Here is a 17,537-nt window from a genome sequence, read left to right as displayed (position 1 = left end):
CGGACATGGGAAATAAACAGACCGGCGGCACTCGCGATCGGCGTGTCAATTCACCGGTGACACCGTCGCTATTCGCCCGGCCGGATACCCATTCCACAACGGTCCAACCGGACAATAGCGACGAACGATGACGAACGACAACGCGGCGAATGTACCACCGTGGGTCAATTGTCGGTATTCACCGAAAGTTACCGCGGGAAAGAATCACGACTTGGGGACGTCGTAGCGGTAGCCCATGCCGCGGGCGGCCTTGATCGGGGAGTCGTCGGCCGACCAGCCGAGCTTGCGGCGCAGCCGCAGCACCGCGAACTTGACCCGGTCGGCGCCGATGCCGGTCGGGTCGTTCCACACCAGGTTGAGCAGCTGGCGCGGCGAGAGCACCGCGCCCTTGTGCTGCACGAAGGTCGAGAGCAGCCGGTACTCGGTGGCGTTGACCTCGGCCTCCGCCCCGTTGACGAACACCCGGCGGGAGCGGTGGTCCATCCGGACCACCCCGTCGTCGTAGACCTCGGTCTGGCTGCTGCCGCCGGTCTGCTCGGTGCGCCGCAGGATGGCCTCGATGCGGGCCAGCAGCTCGCTGGTGGAGAACGGCTTGGTCAGGTAGTCGTCGGCGCCGCCGCGCAGGCCGCGGACCTTGTCAGCTTCCATGCCGTGCGCGGTCAGCAGCAGCACCGGCACGTCGCTGACGTCGCGGATGCGCTCGAGCACCATCCAGCCGTCGATCACCGGGAGCCCGATGTCGAGCAGCACCAGCGTGGGGTGCGACTCGTGCAGCACCCGCAGCCCCTGGCGCCCGTCGGGGGCCACCATCACGTCGTGCCCGGCCCGCTCCAGGATCACCCGCAGCGCCAGCGCGATGTCCGGCTCGTCCTCCACCACCAGCACCGTGCTCATCGCCGCCCCATCCCGCCTGTGCCGATCCCCTCACCGATCTCGCCGCCGAGCTGCCCGCCGATGCCCACCACCCCGTCCGCCCCCGGCCCGGCGGGCAGCGTCACGCGCACCGTGGTGCCGACGCCCTCCGTGCTCTCGATGGTCATCGCGCCCTGGTGCACCGCGACGATCTGCTTGCAGATCGACAGGCCGAGCCCGCTGCCCGGGATGCCCGCCGCGCCCGCGTTGGACGCCCTGGTGAACGCCTCGAACAGGCCGGGCAGGTCGGCGGCGGGCACGCCGATGCCGGTGTCGGAGATCGCGATGGTCCAGCTGGCCTGGTCGGCGCGGGCCTGCACCCGCACCGCGCCGCCGGTCCTGGTGAACTTCAGCGCGTTGGTCAGGATGTTGTCCAGGACCTGGGTCAGCCGGGCCGGGTCGCCGTGGATGTGCGGGCCGTCGCCGACCGAGGCGGTGACCGAGATGCCGCCCCTGGCGCCGATCGGCACGTGGTTCTCGGCGGCCTTGGTGACCAGGTCGGCCACGTCGATGTCGGTGAAGGACATCGACAGCTGGTTGGTCTCCAGCCGCGAGAGCAGCAGCAGGTCGTCGACCAGGCGCAGCAGCCGGTTGGCGTTGCGGCTGATCACCGCCAGGTGCGCGGCCTGCTGCGCGGAGAGCGGGTCGGGGCAGTCCTCCAGCATCTCGGAGAAGGCCAGCACAGCGGTCAGCGGCGTGCGCAGCTCGTGCGAGACCGTGGCGACGAAGCGGCTCTTGAGGTTGGCCGCCTCCTCCAGCGCACGGTTGGTCTCCTCGAGCTCCGAGCGGGCCACCGACTCGCGGGTGATGTCGCGGAAGTACCAGAGCGTGCCCATCGAGGAGTTGGCCCGCAGCGGCACCAGGTCGCAGGTCACCACCCGGCCACCGGCCAGCGCCAGCCGCACCGCGCGGTGCACCGAGCCGGAGCGCACCATCCGGTCGAGCATCTCCCAGGACAGCGCCGGGTCGGCGCACTCGGTGGCGATCAGGTCGAGCAGCTCGGCCACGGTGGCACCGGTGACCGCGCGGCCGGGCCGGAAGATCCGGTCGAACGCTCCGTTGTCCAGCAGCACCCGGTAGCCGTCGTCGACCACCACGCCGCCCGCCAGGTGCAGCACCAGCTCGCGCAGCCTGGCCCGCTCCACCGCCAGCGCCCGGTCGGCGGCCCGCTTCTCGGTGACGTTGTGCCCGTGCGCCACGACGGCGTTGATGCCGGTCGTCTCCAGCAGGTTGACCATGCTGACCGCGAACACCAGCCACCGGCCGTCGGCGTGCCGGACCCTGGCGTCCACCGCGACCTGGGAGCCGGGCGAGGAGGTGAGCGAGGCGAAGGCGCGCTGCAGCCCGGCCAGGTCGTGCGGGTGCACCAGGTCGCCGAGGCTGCGCGCCGGGATCGCCAACGGCGGGTAGCCGAGCACGTCCCGCATGGCCTCCGGCGCGGCGATCATGGTGCCGTCCTGGGTGACGGTGACGACCAGGGCGCGGTCGGCGACCGGCTGCAGCCCGGAGCGCGGCAGCGGTACCCCGCTGTCCTCGGCCGTGGTGTCGTTGAGCGCGCGCACCAGGCCGATGACCGAGCGCAGCACCGTGGTGTCGTCCGGGTCGAGTCCACCCAGGACCGCTTCGTGCAGCAGGTCCGCCACCCTGGCCGGGTCGTCGCCGCCGAGCAGGCGGGTGGCCTCGTCGAGCAGCCCCGCGAGCGCGGGTCGAGCTCGCTGGCCTGCCTGGTCCGACGACATAGGTTCACTCCAGTGGCGGTACGGGGCGTCCCCGGGGCAACACTACGAGCGCGACCGGTCCGGGTGGGGTTTTCCGGTCCACGATGGACGTTTTTCACCGGATCGGGTGGACACCGGTAGCGAAACCGGTGCGGAACGGTTGTCCCCACCGCGACCCGGGGGTCCTGATTCGCCACACTGATCACGACAAGGAGGTCACATGGCGGACACCTCCGCGGGGAGCTCCCCGTGGGACTGCGCGGCGGCGGTGCGCGCGGTCACCTGGGCCGACCGGTCCGGTCGGGCCGTCTACGCGGCGCTGAGCGTGCTGCGCGGGCTGCCCGGCGTGGTCGATGCCGGTGTGGGAACCCTCGTGCCCGGCGCGACGGTCGCCGTCGCGCTCACCTCCGGTGGAGTCGTGTCGGTGCGCTGCGAGGGCGACCCGGACCCGGGACTGGCGCCGTTGGTGGACACGGTCGCGGCCACCCTCGACGGGGTGCGGACCGACGGCGGCGTCATCGACTTCCGGGACGCGGTGATCGCGCAGATGCCCAGCATCGTGGCGCTGTTCACCCCGGACGGGCTGCTGCGGTGGAGCAACATGGTGCACTGGCCCGACGGCACCCCGGTCCGCTACGGCGAGACGACGCTGTCGGCGATCACCTCGCTGGTGCACCCGGACGACCAGCCGCAACTGGCGAACCTGATCGAGACCCTGCACACCGACAACCGCGGCGGGCAGGTCAAGCACTCGGCGCGGGTGCGCACCCCGGTCGGCTGGCGGGTGCTCGACATCGACTTCCTCGACCGCATCGACGACCCGGTCATCGGCGGCCTGGTCGCCTTCGCGCACGACATCACCGCGCTGCAGGAGGCGCAGCGGGCCAAGGAGGTGACCGCGACCCGGTTGCGGCAGCTGGTCGACTCGCTGGAGGTCGGGGTGCTGCTGCAGGACGACGACCGGGTGGTGCTGACCATCAACACCGCGGCGGCGGCGCTGCTGGACCTGCGCGGGTCGGCGGCCGAGCTGAGCGGGCAGCGCGCCGAGGTGGTGCGCGGGCTGCGGGGGTTGCCGCCGGGGCACTACGCCGGGCTCGACGAGCTGGCGCGGCAGTGCATGGCCGACGGGCTGGTCGTGCGGCGGGCGGTGGTCCCCTTCGGACCGGACCGGGTGTTGGAGGTGGACTTCCTGCCGATCAAGGACGACCGGGAGCGGCTGGGGAACCTGTGGGTGCTGCGCGATGTCACCGAGCAGGTCGAGTCGCAACGGTCCTTGCAGCGCCGCAACGCTGAGCTGTCGCGGTTGGCGTCGCTCAAGACGGAGTTCATCGCGACGGTGTCGCACGAGCTGCGCACGCCGCTGACGACGTTGACCTCGTTGACGCCGTTGTTGACCGACGGCCAGGGCGACCGGACGCTGGCGCTGGCGGTGGACCGCAACGTGCACCGGATGGCGACGCTGGTGGAGAAGTTGCTGTTCCTGGCCGGGCTGGAGTCGCACTCCCGGCACCTGGACCTGGCGCCCACCCCGGTAGGCCCGCTGGTGGCCGAGCAGATCGCCACGTTGTCGATGCTCGCGGCGGACCGGTCGGTGACGGTCGTCAACAGCCTCGGCGCCGACGCCACGGTGCTCACCGGCGACCGCGACCTGCTGGCCCGCATGGTGCACCACGTGGTGGCGGCCGCGATCGGCAGCTCGCCGCCGTCGGCCTCGGTGTACGTCAACTCCGCGGTCACCCGGCACGACTGGACCCTGGAGATCGTCGACGAGAACCCGCTGCCGGGGGACTCCGGCAGGCTGTTCACCACCCTCGGCGCCACCAACGGCGACCAGCTCATCGGCTCCGGCCTCGGCCTGGTCCTGACCCGCGCCATCGCCGAACGCCACGGCGGCGCCATGGTCCTGACCCCCTCGCACGGCGGCAACGGCGGGACGGTGATCCGCCTGGAGCTCCCGCTGGCAGGCCCGGCTTCATAACCGGCGGTCAGCTCCCGCACAGGCAACGCACAGCTTCGGCGCCGACAGTGGGTGGTGGCCGGAGGAGGACACGATGGACTGGCACCTGGCGGGTACCCAAGGCAACAGGCACTTCAACGCGGACGCCGCCGCGTCCGGCACGATCGGCGACACGGTGGTGCTCGCCCTCGCCGACGGCATCGGCGACACCCCAGCCGCCGCCCTCGCGGCCCGAGTCGCCACCGCGGCCGCCGTCGAGGTCGGCCTCAGCCCCCGAGAGGGCCTACTGGCCGCCCAACGCGCCGTCCGCTCCCTCACCGACGGCGACTGCGTCCTGGTCATCGCCCACGCCACCCCCACCGGCTACCGCATAGCCTGGGTAGGCGACGCCCGCGCCTACACCTGGAACGGCACCGCGGTCCGGCAACTGACCACAGACCACACCATCGCCCAGTACTTCGCCACCCGCGGCGTCGCTGTTGCCCCCCGCCTGAACAACATCGTGACCACCAGCGTCCGAACAGCACCCCCCGCCACCATCGGCGAGGTCGACTCCTACCTCCCCACCGCCCTACTCCTCACCACCGACGGCGTCCACAAAGGACTCACCTCGGACCGCATCGCCTCCCTGCTATCCCACTCCCCCGCGCCCGCCACCACCCTGGTAACCGCCGCCCGCGGCGACGACAACGCCACCGCCATCGTGGTAGGCCGCCCAGAAACCCACCCCCACCACCACTTGGCCGCCGCCTAACCCCTTCCCCCAGGGGGCGTGGACCCGGGCACCGCCCACCCACGCCCCCTTTTCGCTTGCACCACAACCTCCCCCACCACACGCCCCACCAAGTCCCCACGCCCAGTCCAGCCCACCCGCCACGGCTGGCAAGGCACCAACAACGTTGGCCCCAAGACCGCCCGCCGACGACGTTGGCCCCAAGACAACCGCCAAACGACGTTGGCCGACACGCGCTCCACCACGGCGCTGGTGCCAGGCCGGCTCGATGGGGTGGACTTGTTTTGTGTGGGGGGACGGTACCCGTAGCGTCGTTGCGCGGACAGGGCCATGCTTTTCGGCCCCTGCTTTGCGGTCCTGCCACGGGTGTCGTAGGGGCCCCGCACAAAAGAACCGGAACCCGCACGAACGCGGATCCCGGTTCCCCTCGCCACAGATCAGATCGTGAACCGACCCACAATCCCTCGCATGCGCTCCGCCGTCCCCGCCAGTTCCTCAGCGGCAACAGCCGTAGACACAGCACCAGTCGTGGTCTGCTCGTTCTCGTCCACGACATCCCCGATACCCAGCGCGATCTCGCGGGCCCCCGAAGCGACCTGGCCGATTGCCCGGCTCATGTCCCCGGTGGTGGCGGACTGCTCCTCCACGGCCGCGGCGATGGTGGTCTGGAAGTCGTTGATGCGGGCGATGACGCCTGCGATGCCCTCGATGGCGGCTACGGCGGCCTTGGCGTCGGTCTGGATGGCCTCGACCTTGGCGGAGATGTCGCCGGTGGCCTTGCTTGTCTCGTGGGCCAGGTCCTTGACCTCGCCTGCGACCACGGCGAAGCCCTTGCCGGACTCGCCTGCCCTGGCGGCCTCGATGGTGGCGTTGAGGGCCAGCAGGTTGGTCTGGTCGGCGATGGCGGTGATGACCTTGACGACCTCGCCGATCTGCTTGGAGCTCTCCTCGAGGCGGTTGATGGTGGACTGGGTGGCGATGGCGGCGTCGACGGCCTCGATGGCGACGGCGGCGGCTCGGCTGGCGCCGGAGGAGATCTCGTCGATGGCGGCGGTCATGCCGTCGGCGCCGGAGGAGACCGAGTCGACGTGGGCGGAGACCTGGTTGGCGATGGAGCCGACCTCGCCCGCCTTGGCGGCGCTGGACTGGGCGGTGCGGCGCAGCTCGCCGGAGACCGCGGACAGCTCGGTGGAGGCGCTGGCCACGCCCTCGGCGTCGCCCTGCAGCTCCTGGATGGCGGACTTGACCCGGCCGAGGGCCTCGTTGAGCGCGGTGCCCATCTGGCCGACCTCGTCGCGGGTGTCGATGATGACCCGCTGGGTCAGGTCGCCCTCGGCGAGGGCGCGCAGGGTGCCGACGGTGCGGCGCAGCGGGACGGTGGCCGAGAGGTAGAAGCCGACCAGCAGGTAGCCGACCAGCAGCACCGCGAGCAGGGTGGCGAGCTCGACCACGAGGGCCTTCTGCTCGAACCCGGCGATGCGGACCTGCAGCAGCTCGTCGAGCTCCGGGCCGAGCTTGTCCATCAGCTGGCTGACCTCGGTGCGCGCGGTGTCCCCGGTCGCGGCGGTGACCGCGGTCAGGTTCCCGGTCTCCACGGCGGTGTTGACCTGGGCCAGCACCGCGCGCAGCGCCTTCTGCTCGGCGTCCACATCGGACTTGGCGGCGGCCAGCTCCGCGCGGGCGGTCTTCTCGAACGAGGTCTTCATGCCGGTGTCCACCGCGGCCTGGGTGCTCTCCAGGGCGCCTGCGGCCTTGGACAGCCGCAGCCGGGTCTCCTGCAGCCGGTCGGCGGACCCGTCGGCGATGGCCAGGGTGGCGTCGTCGACGACCTGGCCCGCGAGGTCCAGCAGCGCGGGCAGGCGGAACACCAGCGCGTCCATCAGGTAGTACGAGTCCAGGTCCGGGTCGAGCGTGAGGTTCGAGGTGTCCGAGATGGACACGATCAGGGTCAGCAGCGCCGCGGACGCCTTGCTGTAGGCGTCGTACGCGTCTTGGCCCTGGCCCGCGCTCACGGCGGCGGACAGCGCGGACTTGGCGGTACTCCACGCCTCCTTGACGCCGAGCTCGGCACCGAGGGTCACGTCGACGGCGTCCACCGCGGCGATCTCGTCGGTGATCGCGCCGGTCGTGGTGCCCGCGGAGGCGGCCCGGCGGGCGTCCACAGTGGCCGCGGTCAGCTTCAGCACGGGCAGCAGGTAGGCGACGCCGTCGCGCTCCTTGGCGCTGAAGTCGACCTGGGCGGTCTGGATGCCGATGTAGCCGTAGGTGACGAACCCCAGCGGCAGCACCAGGACCACGGTGAGCAGAAGGATCTTGTACGCGTACTTGAGCCTGCCGAGCAACGCGCTGGCTGGTGCGAACAGTGCCACGACCCACTCCTCTCCACTGACGACGTTCGTTTCCCGGACACTCGGCTCACAACCGGGCGATCTGAGGAGAACGTCACACGATGGGTGGCCGGAGTCACCCGGTCAGCCGACGTGGATACCCGGTCTGCGACCGGGATCGGGTTCCGCCGTGCGCAGGATCTCCCTGGTCACCGGGGCGGTGTCGCCCTGGCCCAGCAGCAGGTAGCGGAACAGGTGCGTGAGCGGGTTGCCCTCCGACCACTCGAAGTAGCACCGCGGCTTGACCCCGGTCGCGTCCCGCAGCGCCAGCAGCAGGGCCGCGATGGCGTTGGGCGCGGCCGGGCTGTCGGCGCGCAGCACCCGGTGCCCGTCGACGTCGACCCCGCGCACCCGCAGCACGTCGCTGAAGTCCGACGGGTCGACCACGTCGATCTCCAGGAACAGCACGTCCGCGCTGCCCGGCACCGGGTTGAGGCCGCGCTGCTCGATCTCCTTCGCGGCGTACTCCTCGGCGTCACCGGCCTGGCGCTTGTTGGCGATGATGTTGAGCCTGCCGTCGTGCTCGAGGGAGTCGGTGACGAACCGGCGGGCCTGCTCGTCGAACTCGATGCGGTCGGCGCGCAGCTCGGTGGTCCTGGTGACCCGGGAGACCAGCGACACCGCGATGACCCCGGCGACGAACACCGCGCAGATGGCGATGCCGTCCGGCTTCTCGACCACGTTGGCGACCAGGGCGTAGAGCAGCACCAGGGTGAGCGCGGTGAACCCGGCGGTCTTGCCGGTCTCGCGGCGGCGCAGCGCGGAGATGGTGACGGCGAACGCGCCGGACACCATCATCGCCAGGATGCCGGTGGCGTAGGCCCCCGCCTGGGCGTTGACGTCGGCACCGAAGGCGATGGTGATGACGACGCAGAGCGCGGTGTAGACGAGCACGACCGGGCGCACCGCGCGGCCCCACTCCGGCGCCATGCCGTACGAGGGCAGGTAGCGCGGCACTATGTTGATCAACCCGGCCATCGCGGACGCGCCTGCGAACCAGAGGATCAGGATGCTGCTGATGTCGTAGGCGGTGCCGAAGACGTCACCCAACCGGGTGTGCGCGAGGTAGGCCAGCGCCCGGCCGACCGCCGCGCCGCCCGGCTCGAACTCCTTGGCCGGGATGAGCACGGTGGTGATGAGGCTGGTGGCGATCAGGTAGCCGGACATGATGAGCGCGGCGGTGGTCAGCAGCTTGCGGGTGTTGCGGATCCGACCGGCCAGCCGCTCCTTGGGCTTGGCGCCGTCGGCGGCGATCAGCGGCATCATGCTGACCCCGGTCTCGAACCCGGACAGGCCCAGCACCAGCAGCGGGAACGCCAGCACGGCGGTGCCCGCGAGGTCGCCGCCGGAGGTCAGCGCGGTCCACCAGTCGGCGAACTGGGCGCCGTGGGTGGTCAGGTCCGCCACCCCGACGACCACGATGACGGCGTTGAGCGCGAGGAACACCGCGACCAGCGGGATGGCGACGGAGACGGCCTCGCTGAAGCCGAGCAGGAACACCCCGCCGAGCACCAACAGCAGGACCACGGTCACCAGCACCTCGTTGCCGTGCAGCGCCGAGGGGAAGAACGGGTTCTCCACCATGTGCACGGTGGCGTCGGCGGCCGAGAGGGTGATGGTGATGATCCACGAGGTGGCGACGAACCCGAGCAGCACCAGCACGAACACCTTGCCGCGCCAGAACGGCAGCAGCTTCTCCAGCATCGCCACCGAGCCCTGCCCGTTGGGGCTCTCCCCCGCGACCCGCCGGTACATCGGCAGCATCCCGAACAGGGTCAGCGCCACGATGAGCACGGTCGCGATCGGGGCGACCGCGCCCGCGGCGACGGCGGCGATGGCCGGGAGATAGGACAGCGTGGAGAAGTAGTCGACCCCGGTCAGGCACATGACCTTCCACCAGGACTGCGGCGTGCCGTGCTCCTCGTGGCCCGCCCGACCGACCGGTTGCACGCGGTGGCGCAGCAGCCACCTGGCCAGCGGCCGCCGGGGCGGCCCACCGCTGGTCGGGGAGTCCACTTCGGCCGGGAGCCGGTACTCGGGCTCGGTCGGCTCGGCGAGCTCGGACGGCTCGGCTGGCTCGGTGGTGTCCTGTTCGCCCTCGGGGGTCACTCGCTGCACGGGTGCAGCATGCCGCACTGGACCGGCTCGCGCGGGTTTTCCCGGGCCCACCAAGGGTTTCCGGGCGCCGATTCACCCCGGGATGGGCGAATTGCCCGGCCGCGAGCGGTCGGGCACGGGGGTGGCGCGGTCAGCTCCCCGGCGGTCGGGGCGTGGGGTTGCGCGTGGGCGGCGCCGGCCGGGGCGGCGTCGGCACCGGACTGGGCGACGGGCTGGGCGAGGGAGCAGGCCTGGGCGAGGGGTCCGGGCTGGGGGACGGCACCGGACCGGGTGACGGGATCGGGCTCGGCGAGGGAACGGGACCGGGCGTGGCCACGGGTGCCTCCGACTGTGTGGGTACCGCTTCGGTCGCGGGGCGGGCAGGACCCGGGACCGGGCCCTGCCCGCGCTTGCGCAGCGCGTCGGTGAGCAGTGCGGCGCCCTCGTCCACCGAGCGCGCGGCCTGTTCGTTGGCCTTGCGCAGCTCGCGGTAGACCTCGTCGCGGTGCACGGCGACGGATCTGGGCGCCTGGATGCCCACGCGGACCACGTCGCCCCTGATGTCGAGCACGGTGACGGTGACCTCGTCCCCGATCCGCACGCTCTCCCCGGTCCGACGGGTCAGCACCAGCACGTGATCTCTCCTCCCCCCACCGCTTCAGGCGGGCAGCAACCGGGCTCGGATGGGGAGATCCTCCTCCAGGATCACCTGGACCGCTCGTCGGGTGCTCTGGTCGACGATGACCGGGGCGAGCAGGTTGGCGGTGGCCTCGGCGACCGATCCCGCCGCGGTGACCACGAGCAGGACCAGCAGGTCCTCCGGGTCGGTGGTGCCCAGCTGCTCGAGCACCTGGGCGCCGACCTGGGGCGCGTAGTCGGGGTAGAACGGCGCGGGCGGCACCACCAGGAAGCGCAGCCGCGGGTCGTCGACCGAGCGCAGGGTGAACAGCGGGCCGTCGGGGTCCACGGCGACCAGCACGAACTCGCGGTGCTCCGGGAACCCCGGCATCGGGGTGCGGAACTCGATGGTCGGCAGTGCGTGCCCTGCCTCGGCTGGGGTGGTGCTCACGGCGGTCGCGGTGCCTCCTCGGGCCGGTGGCGCGGTCAGCGTGGACGGGCTGGTGGTCAGCGTGGACAGACCCGTGTTCGGGGTGGACGGTCCAGCCGTCAGCGTGGAGAGCCCGGCGGTCATCGCAGGAAGTCCAGCAGCGAGGGCTGCACGACCCGGGCGGTCGCCGCGAGCGCTGCCTCGTACCCGGCGGTCTGGGTCTGCAGGTCGATCACCGCCTTGGCCATGTCGATATCCTCGATCTCGGACAACCGCCCGGTCAGCGCCAGGACCTGGGTGCTCGCGGTGTCCTGGGCCGCGGTGAGCTGACTGTAACGGCTGCCCACGGAAGCCAGTTCGTTCGTGACACGCGATTTGGCGAGATCCAACCGATCGAGGTCACCGGTCAGGGTGGCGGGGTTGGTCTCCAGGCCGGTGGCGATGGAGGCGAGCACGTCGAAGACGTTGCCCGCGGCGGTGCCGAACACGTCCGCGGAGACGTCGACGCGCACCTGGGTGCTGTCGCCGACGCGGCGCTGCACGCTGCCGGTGTCGCCCTGGTACACGCCGGTGTCGAGGAACGCGCTGGTCTTGTCGGTGGTGCCGCCGAAGACCGGGCGGTCCAGGTAGGTCGTGTTGGCGACCGAGAGCATGTTCTCCCGCAGCGAGCGGACCTCGACGGCGATCCCGGCGCGCGCGGAGGGGTTGCTCAGCGCGGGCTCGGACATGCCCTGCAGCACCAGGTCGCGGGCGCGGTTGAGCAGGTCGCTGCCGGTGCTCAGCGCGTTCTCCGCGGTGCTCAGGCGCGCGACGCCGTCGGTGGCGCTGCGGTCGTAGCGGTCGCGGGTCGCGATGTCGGAGCGGACCTGCATGGCCGAGACGACCCCGGTCGGGGAGTCCGAGGGCTTGGACACCTGCTTGCCGGTGGTCATCTGCTCGCGCAGGCGGTCGACGTTGTTCTGGCTGGTGCGCAGCCCGGCCAGCACCTTGGCCGAGGTGGACTGCTCGGTCACCCGGAAACCCGTCATGGCTAGACCCCCATCCGGTTGATCAGCGTGTCGAGCATGGAGTCCACGGTGGACATGACCTTGGCGGCGGCTTCGTAGGAGCGCTGGTAGGTGATCATCGAGGTGAGCTCCTCGTCCAGGTTGACCCCGGAGGTGGCCGACCGCGCGGAGTCGACCTGGTTGGTGATGGTGCCCTGGGTGGTGGCCGCCTGCTCGGCCGCGCGCACGCGCATGCCGATGTCGGCGACGTTGGTGCGGTAGACCTCGTCGGCGCCGCCGGACTTCGAGCCGAGCCGGGCCATCGCGTCGGCGTTGCCGCCGCCGAGGGCCTGGGTGCCGCTCGCCGAGGCGGCGATGTCGGCCGGGTTGGTGGTGGCGACCTTGATGGTGGCCGCGGTGGTGCCCGACATCAGCGCGCCGCCCGCGGCGCCCGCCTTGGTGAACCCGGCGGCGTTGGCGGTGTTGATGGTCGTGGTGAGCGCGTTGGCGACCTTGTCGAAGCGGGCCAACTGGTCGGGCAGGACGGTGTTGAGGCCGTTGAGCAGCGCGCCCGCCTTGCCGCCCGCGCCGGTGGCGACGGTGTCGGTGTCCACCCACTTGAGGGTCACCGGGTCGGCGCCAGCGGAGGCGATGTCCGCGCCGTTGGTCACCTTGAGGTCGCGGGAAGTGCTGCCGCTCACCAGGTTGGACCCACCAAGGGTGATGGTGATGGAGTCATCCGCACCGCGGGTGAGCTGACCGCCGGTCAGCTCGGTGAGCTTGAGGGCGGCGGTGTCGCGCTGGTCGGAGAGCTCGTTGGCGCTGACACCGGCGGCCTTGGCGCGCACGACGGCCTCGTTGAGGCTGGCCAGCTGCTTGGCCGCGGCGTTGATGTCGTTGACGTTGTTGACCAGCTGCGTGCGGCGCTCGGTGTACTGGCCAGCCAGCTCGGCGGACGCGGCGTTGAGCGTACCCGCCACGGACTGGGCCCTGGTGAGCAGCTGGGTGCGGGACCCGAGGTCGCCGGGGTTGTCGGCCACGTCGGCGAAGCCCGACCACAGGTCGGTGAGCTGGGCCTGCAGGCCGTTGTCGCTCGGCTCGTTGTAGACCCGCTCGACGTCGACGAGGACGTCGTGGTTGGTGTCGGTGGCGGCCTTGCGCTCGTGCTCGGAGCGCACGCGGGCGTCCATGTAGGCGTCCTGCAGCCGGTTCACCGAGGTGACCTGGACGCCCTGGCCGGTGGAGAACTTGTTCGGGGTGGACCAGAAGGCCGCGACCGGCGAGCCGCCGATGGACGAGGTCTCCAGGCGCTGCCGGGTGTAGCCCTCGGTGCCCGCGTTCGCGATGTTCTGCCCGGCCAGCTCGAGGCCCTGGCGCTGGGTGCGCAGGGCGGTGAGGGCGGTGTTGATCCCGTTGAAGGAGCTCATCTACAGGGCCTCGTCCACGAGTCGGGCACCCACGGCCGCGGGTGCGGTGCTGCCGTCGGCGCGGTACAGGCTGCTGTCGCCGCCGCCGCGCACCACGCGCAGCGCCTCGGCCACCGCGCGCCGACCGGAGGTCAGCAGGTCGCGGTTGGCCTCCACAGCGGACTCGATCTCCGCCGAGAGGGTCGCCAGCGCGGTGCGGTGCTCGGCGAAGACCGCCGACCAGGGCTCGTCGAGCGCGTCGGTGAGCGCGGCCAGGCTCGGGCCGGGCGGCAGGCCGAGGGTCTCGGCCAGCTCGTCGACGGCCGCGGCGCGCAGCAGCTCGGTGCTCTGGATGCGCTCGAGCATGAGCTCGACCTCGTAGGTCGCGGACCCCAGCCACCTGGTGCGGCCCGCGGCCAGCAGCAGGCTCTCCACCTCGAGCTTGAACAGCAGCAAGGACAGCAGCTCACGCTGCCGCCAGAGGATCGCTGAGGTCTCCACGGGGTTCATCTGCGCTGCCTCCGGTAGGCGGTTGGACGGCTCGTTCACCAAGCCCTATCGACGCGGGCGGGGCACGCTTGAGGAAACCGCGTAAAAGCTTCCCGACCGGTCGCACCCGAGACGCACCCGTGCGGCACTTGGGGCGCACCCTCCACCCCCCACCTTTGACGTCATCAGGGCGGACGCACCAACCGCCCACACGACGTCCCAGATGGATGAGCGGCGGAGGCACCGACAATGTCCGAGAACCCCACCACCACCCGCACCACCGACACCGACGGTCTCATCGCGGCGAACCTGCCCCTCGTCGGCCACGTCGTCCGGGAGATGCTGGCTCGGGTTCCCGCGCACGTCCGCCGCGACGAGCTGTTCTCCGCGGGCTCCGAGGCCCTCGTCGCCGCCGCCAACGCCTACGACGCGGGCCGCGGCGTCCCGTTCCCGGCCTACGCCGCGGTCCGCGTCCGCGGCGCGCTGCTCGACGAGCTGCGCGGCCAGGACTGGGCGAGCCGCTCGGTGCGCGGCAAGGTCCGCAAGCTCGAGGGCGCCCGCGACGCCTTCGTCGCCGAGCACGGCCGGGTCCCCAACGACTCCGAGCTGGCGGCGGCGCTGGAGACCGACGTGCGCACCGTGGTGTCCATCCGCGACGACGTGCAGCGCTCCTTCGTGGTCAGCCTGCAGTCGGTCGTCTCCGAGGGCCCCGAGGCCACCGAGATGGTCATCCCCGACGAGCGCGCCACCCCCGAGGACCTCATCGTCGAGCGCGAGCGGGTCGGGTACCTGCGCGACGCCGTCGAGGTGCTGCCGGAGCGGCTGCGCGTGGTCATCGAGGAGTACTACTTCAACAACCGGCCGATGGCCGAGATCGCCGAGCGGCTCGGGGTCACCGAGTCGCGGGTCTCGCAGCTGCGCGCCGAGGCGACGGCGCTGCTGCGCGAGGGCATCAACTCCCAGCTCGACCCCGAGCGCGTGTCCTCTTCGGACAAGCCGGACGGGTGCGCCGCGCGCCGCCGCGCCTCTTACTACGCCGCCGTCGCGGCGCAGGGCACCCTGCGCACCCGGCTGGCCAAGACCACGCCCCAGGGCGTGCCGGTGGACATGTCCGCCTGATTCCTGCAAAAAACTTCCGCCGGAACCTCAGATACCGGCGGGGAACGCCGAATAACTCGGTGCCTGCCCACGGAAGGGCGGGGATTGGGACTCTCTTCAAGGAGGAAACATCATGAGTCTGCGCATCAACTCCAACATCGCTGCCATGAACGCGTACCGCAACCTGTCGGTCAACGACAAGCAGATGCAGGGCTCGCTGGAGAAGCTCTCGTCTGGCCTGCGGATCAACCGCTCCGCGGACGACGCCGCGGGCATGTCGATCGCCCAGGGGCTCCAGTCCCAGATCGGCGGCCTCAAGGTAGCGACCCGCAACGCCCAGGACGGCGTCAACGTCGTTCAGACCGCCGATGGCGCCCTGAACGAGTCGGCCGAGATCCTGCAGCGCATGCGTGACCTGGCTGTCCAGGCCGCCAACGGCGGTTCGCAGGACACCAACGCCCAGGCGGCGGCCCAGACCGAGTTCGGCCAGCTGCAGTCCGAGCTGGACCGGATCGCGAAGACCACCTCCTTCGGCGGCCAGAAGCTGCTGGCCGTTGGCACCGCTGGCGGTACCGCTTACACCGGTTCCTTCCAGGTCGGCGCCAACAACACCACCGACGACCGCATCAACGTGTCCATGGACGCGTCGGTGTTCGGTGCCGCCGGTACCAAGGCCAGCAACACCCTCGCGGGTACCTTCAGCGCCGCTCTCGACACCGAGACCATCACCGCCTCCATCGGCGGCAACGGTGCCACGGTCACGCTGAACAGCCCGTCCAGCCTGGACGACGTTGTCAACCAGCTCAACGGCAACGCCAGCTTCAGCGCCTCGTTCGTCGCCACGAAGGCGGGCGCGGACCTGAAGATCTCGTCCAAGGTCGCCCAGACCGAGACCATCACCGTCTCCTCGTCGGCTGCTGGTCTGACCGCGGGCACCGCGGTCGCGGGCACCACCGGCTCCACCGCCACCGGCTTCGACAGCGCTGGCCTCGGCGTCGGCAACACGGTGTCGCTCAACAACACCACCAACGCTCGCAACGCGATCGACGCCGTCGACGCCGCGATCAAGAACCTGTCGACCGCCCGCAGCCAGCTGGGTGCGTACCAGAACCGGTTCGAGCACACCATCAACAACATCAACGTCCAGGTGGAGAACCTCTCGGCGTCCAAGTCGGCGATCACCGACACCGACATGGCGCAGGAGATGGTCAAGTTCACCCGGTCGCAGATCCTGTCCCAGGCGGGCACCGCGATGCTCGCCCAGGCGAACCAGGCCCCGCAGAGCGTTCTGCAGCTCCTGCGTGGCTGAGTGAACACGGCCCGGGCACTGATCAGCCAGATCAGTGCCCGGGCTTTTCTCATTCCCGGCCGCCAGCGGCCGATGTAGTGGTCGACCCCGGACGAAGAAGAAGGCCCCTCCATGACAAGTGTCGACGGACTCGTCACCGGTTTGGACACCACCTCGATCATCTCCCAGCTGATGAGCCTCGAGGCGGCGCCGCAAACCCGCCTCAAGAGCAAGGTGAGCGACCAGCAGAAGCTCACCACCGCCTACCAGGCCATCAACACCCGCATGCTGGCGGTGCAGAACGCGGCCAAGGACCTCGCCGCGTCCACCACCTGGACCGCGGTCAAGGCCACCTCGTCCTCCTCGGCGGTCTCGGTCGCCGCGTCGACCACCGCGCTGGCGGGTACCGCCACCTTCGACGTCACCTCGCTGGCCGCCACGCACGTGCTGACCTCCGCGGTGCCGGGTTCCGGCACGCCCGCCGCGGGCGCCTCGCTGGACCTGGTGTTCAGCGGCAAGACGGTCAACGTCCCGGTCGCCACCAACACCCCCCAGGGCGTCGCGGACGCCATCAACGGCGCCAACGCCGGGGTGCGGGCGACGGTGCTGACCACGACCACCGGCCAGGTGCTGCAGTTCTCCGCGACCGGCACCGGCGCGGCGAAGTCGTTCAGCGTCTCCGGGCTCACCAACGCGACCGCGGTCATGACGCAGGGCGCGGACGGTGTCGTCACCGTCGGCAACCCGCTGGCGGGCGGCTACAAGCTCGCCAGCGCCGACAACACCTTCACCGGTCTCATCCCGGGTGTGACGGTCACCGCGAACAAGGTCGAGTCCGGCATCACCGTGTCCACGACCGCCGACCCCGGCAAGGCGGCCGACGCCACCCAGACCCTGGTCAACGCGGTGAACTCGGCGCTGTCGCTGATCGACGGCTACACCGCCTACAACGCGACCACCAAGACCGGGGGGGTGCTCTCGGGCAACCCGATGGTGCGCAGCCTGCGCGAGCAGCTGCTCACCACGGTGAGCAGCGGCGTCCCGAACGGGACCTTCAGCACCTCCGGTGTGTCACTCGACCGCACGGGCGCGCTGAAGTTCGACCGCACCGCGTTCCTGGCCGCGGCGGGCAAGGACCCCGCGGCGGTGAAGGCCCAGATCGGCACCACGCTGACCGGCCGCTACACCGAGGTGGCCGACGGCGTCATCAACAGCACCACCGGCAAGCTCACCCTGGTCATCCAGAACGGTGACGCCTACGTCCGCAAGCTCAACGACCAGATCACCGACTGGGACAGCAAGCTGGCCTCCAAGAAGGTGGCGCTGCAGCGGCAGTACACCAACCTGGAAACCGCGCTCGGCAAGCTGAAGGACCAGTCGAGTTGGCTCTCCAGCCAGCTCTCGAGCCTGAGCTAGGA

At 71.0% G+C, this 17,537-nt stretch carries 14 protein-coding genes; 5 read left to right on the top strand and 9 right to left on the bottom strand.

The annotated features are described in order from the left end of the window. Positions 1-204: 204 nt before the first annotated feature. Both LV79_RS30315 and LV79_RS30310 read right to left on the bottom strand, forming a co-directional pair. A complete protein-coding gene (locus LV79_RS30315; protein WP_253841708.1) occupies positions 205-894 on the bottom strand; it encodes a response regulator transcription factor in 690 nt (229 codons plus the stop codon). After that, a complete protein-coding gene (locus LV79_RS30310; RefSeq protein WP_253841707.1) occupies positions 891-2,651 on the bottom strand; it encodes a sensor histidine kinase in 1,761 nt (586 codons plus the stop codon). The genes LV79_RS30315 and LV79_RS30310 overlap by 4 nt, the downstream gene beginning before the upstream one ends. Positions 2,652-2,850: 199 nt before the next feature. Between LV79_RS30310 and LV79_RS30305 the strand changes: the two genes are divergently transcribed. Further along, the gene (locus LV79_RS30305) at positions 2,851-4,608 is read left to right on the top strand and encodes a PAS domain-containing sensor histidine kinase (RefSeq protein WP_253841706.1); all 1,758 of its coding nucleotides are present in this window, start codon (positions 2,851-2,853) and stop codon (positions 4,606-4,608) included. Between the two features lie 73 nt (positions 4,609-4,681). After that, positions 4,682-5,341 carry a PP2C family protein-serine/threonine phosphatase gene (locus tag LV79_RS30300; protein WP_253841705.1) on the top strand — a complete coding sequence of 220 codons (660 nt, stop codon included), beginning with the start codon at positions 4,682-4,684 and terminating at the stop codon, positions 5,339-5,341. Between the two features lie 416 nt (positions 5,342-5,757). On the opposite strand, the gene LV79_RS30295 is transcribed toward LV79_RS30300, so the two are convergent. The 7 genes from LV79_RS30295 to flgN all read right to left on the bottom strand — a co-directional run bounded on the left by LV79_RS30295 (position 5,758) and on the right by flgN (position 13,793). Continuing rightward, on the bottom strand, positions 5,758-7,689 hold the full coding sequence (locus tag LV79_RS30295; RefSeq protein ID WP_253841704.1) for a methyl-accepting chemotaxis protein: 1,932 nt from the start codon (positions 7,687-7,689) through the stop codon (positions 5,758-5,760). Between the two features lie 102 nt (positions 7,690-7,791). After that, entirely contained in the window at positions 7,792-9,594 is a 1,803-nt protein-coding gene (locus LV79_RS30290) for an APC family permease (RefSeq protein ID WP_253841886.1), read from the bottom strand. A gap of 361 nt (positions 9,595-9,955) precedes the next feature. Beyond that, a complete protein-coding gene (gene csrA, locus LV79_RS34895) occupies positions 9,956-10,438 on the bottom strand; it encodes a carbon storage regulator CsrA (protein WP_425547602.1) in 483 nt (160 codons plus the stop codon). A 24-nt stretch (positions 10,439-10,462) separates the two neighbouring features. Further along, on the bottom strand, positions 10,463-10,996 hold the full coding sequence (gene fliW / locus LV79_RS30280) for a flagellar assembly protein FliW (RefSeq protein WP_253841703.1): 534 nt from the start codon (positions 10,994-10,996) through the stop codon (positions 10,463-10,465). Next, the gene (locus LV79_RS30275) at positions 10,993-11,880 is read right to left on the bottom strand and encodes a flagellin N-terminal helical domain-containing protein (RefSeq protein ID WP_253841702.1); all 888 of its coding nucleotides are present in this window, start codon (positions 11,878-11,880) and stop codon (positions 10,993-10,995) included. Before LV79_RS30275 ends, fliW begins: the two co-directional genes overlap by 4 nt. Positions 11,881-11,882: 2 nt before the next feature. Then, entirely contained in the window at positions 11,883-13,265 is a 1,383-nt protein-coding gene (gene flgK / locus LV79_RS30270; protein WP_253841701.1) for a flagellar hook-associated protein FlgK, read from the bottom strand. Then, positions 13,266-13,793 carry a flagellar export chaperone FlgN gene (gene flgN, locus LV79_RS30265; RefSeq protein WP_253841700.1) on the bottom strand — a complete coding sequence of 176 codons (528 nt, stop codon included), beginning with the start codon at positions 13,791-13,793 and terminating at the stop codon, positions 13,266-13,268. A gap of 189 nt (positions 13,794-13,982) precedes the next feature. Here flgN and LV79_RS30260 point away from each other — a divergent pair, with 189 nt between their 5' ends. The 3 genes from LV79_RS30260 (at position 13,983) to fliD (ending at position 17,535) form a co-directional block, all read left to right on the top strand. After that, on the top strand, positions 13,983-14,852 hold the full coding sequence (locus LV79_RS30260; protein WP_253841699.1) for a sigma-70 family RNA polymerase sigma factor: 870 nt from the start codon (positions 13,983-13,985) through the stop codon (positions 14,850-14,852). A gap of 112 nt (positions 14,853-14,964) precedes the next feature. Next, positions 14,965-16,140: a flagellin N-terminal helical domain-containing protein gene (locus LV79_RS30255; RefSeq protein WP_253841698.1), complete on the top strand. Its 1,176-nt coding sequence runs from the start codon at positions 14,965-14,967 to the stop codon at positions 16,138-16,140. 111 nt (positions 16,141-16,251) lie between these two features. Next, positions 16,252-17,535, top strand: coding sequence for a flagellar filament capping protein FliD (gene fliD, locus LV79_RS30250; RefSeq protein ID WP_253841697.1), 1,284 nt, complete (start codon positions 16,252-16,254; stop codon positions 17,533-17,535). The last annotated feature ends 2 nt before the right edge of the window (positions 17,536-17,537 follow it).

The organism is Actinokineospora globicatena (assembly GCF_024171945.1).
Taxonomy (GTDB): domain Bacteria; phylum Actinomycetota; class Actinomycetes; order Mycobacteriales; family Pseudonocardiaceae; genus Actinokineospora; species Actinokineospora globicatena.
Note: the sequence above shows the minus strand (reverse complement) of the source record. Positions and strands in the feature narration are given on the sequence as shown.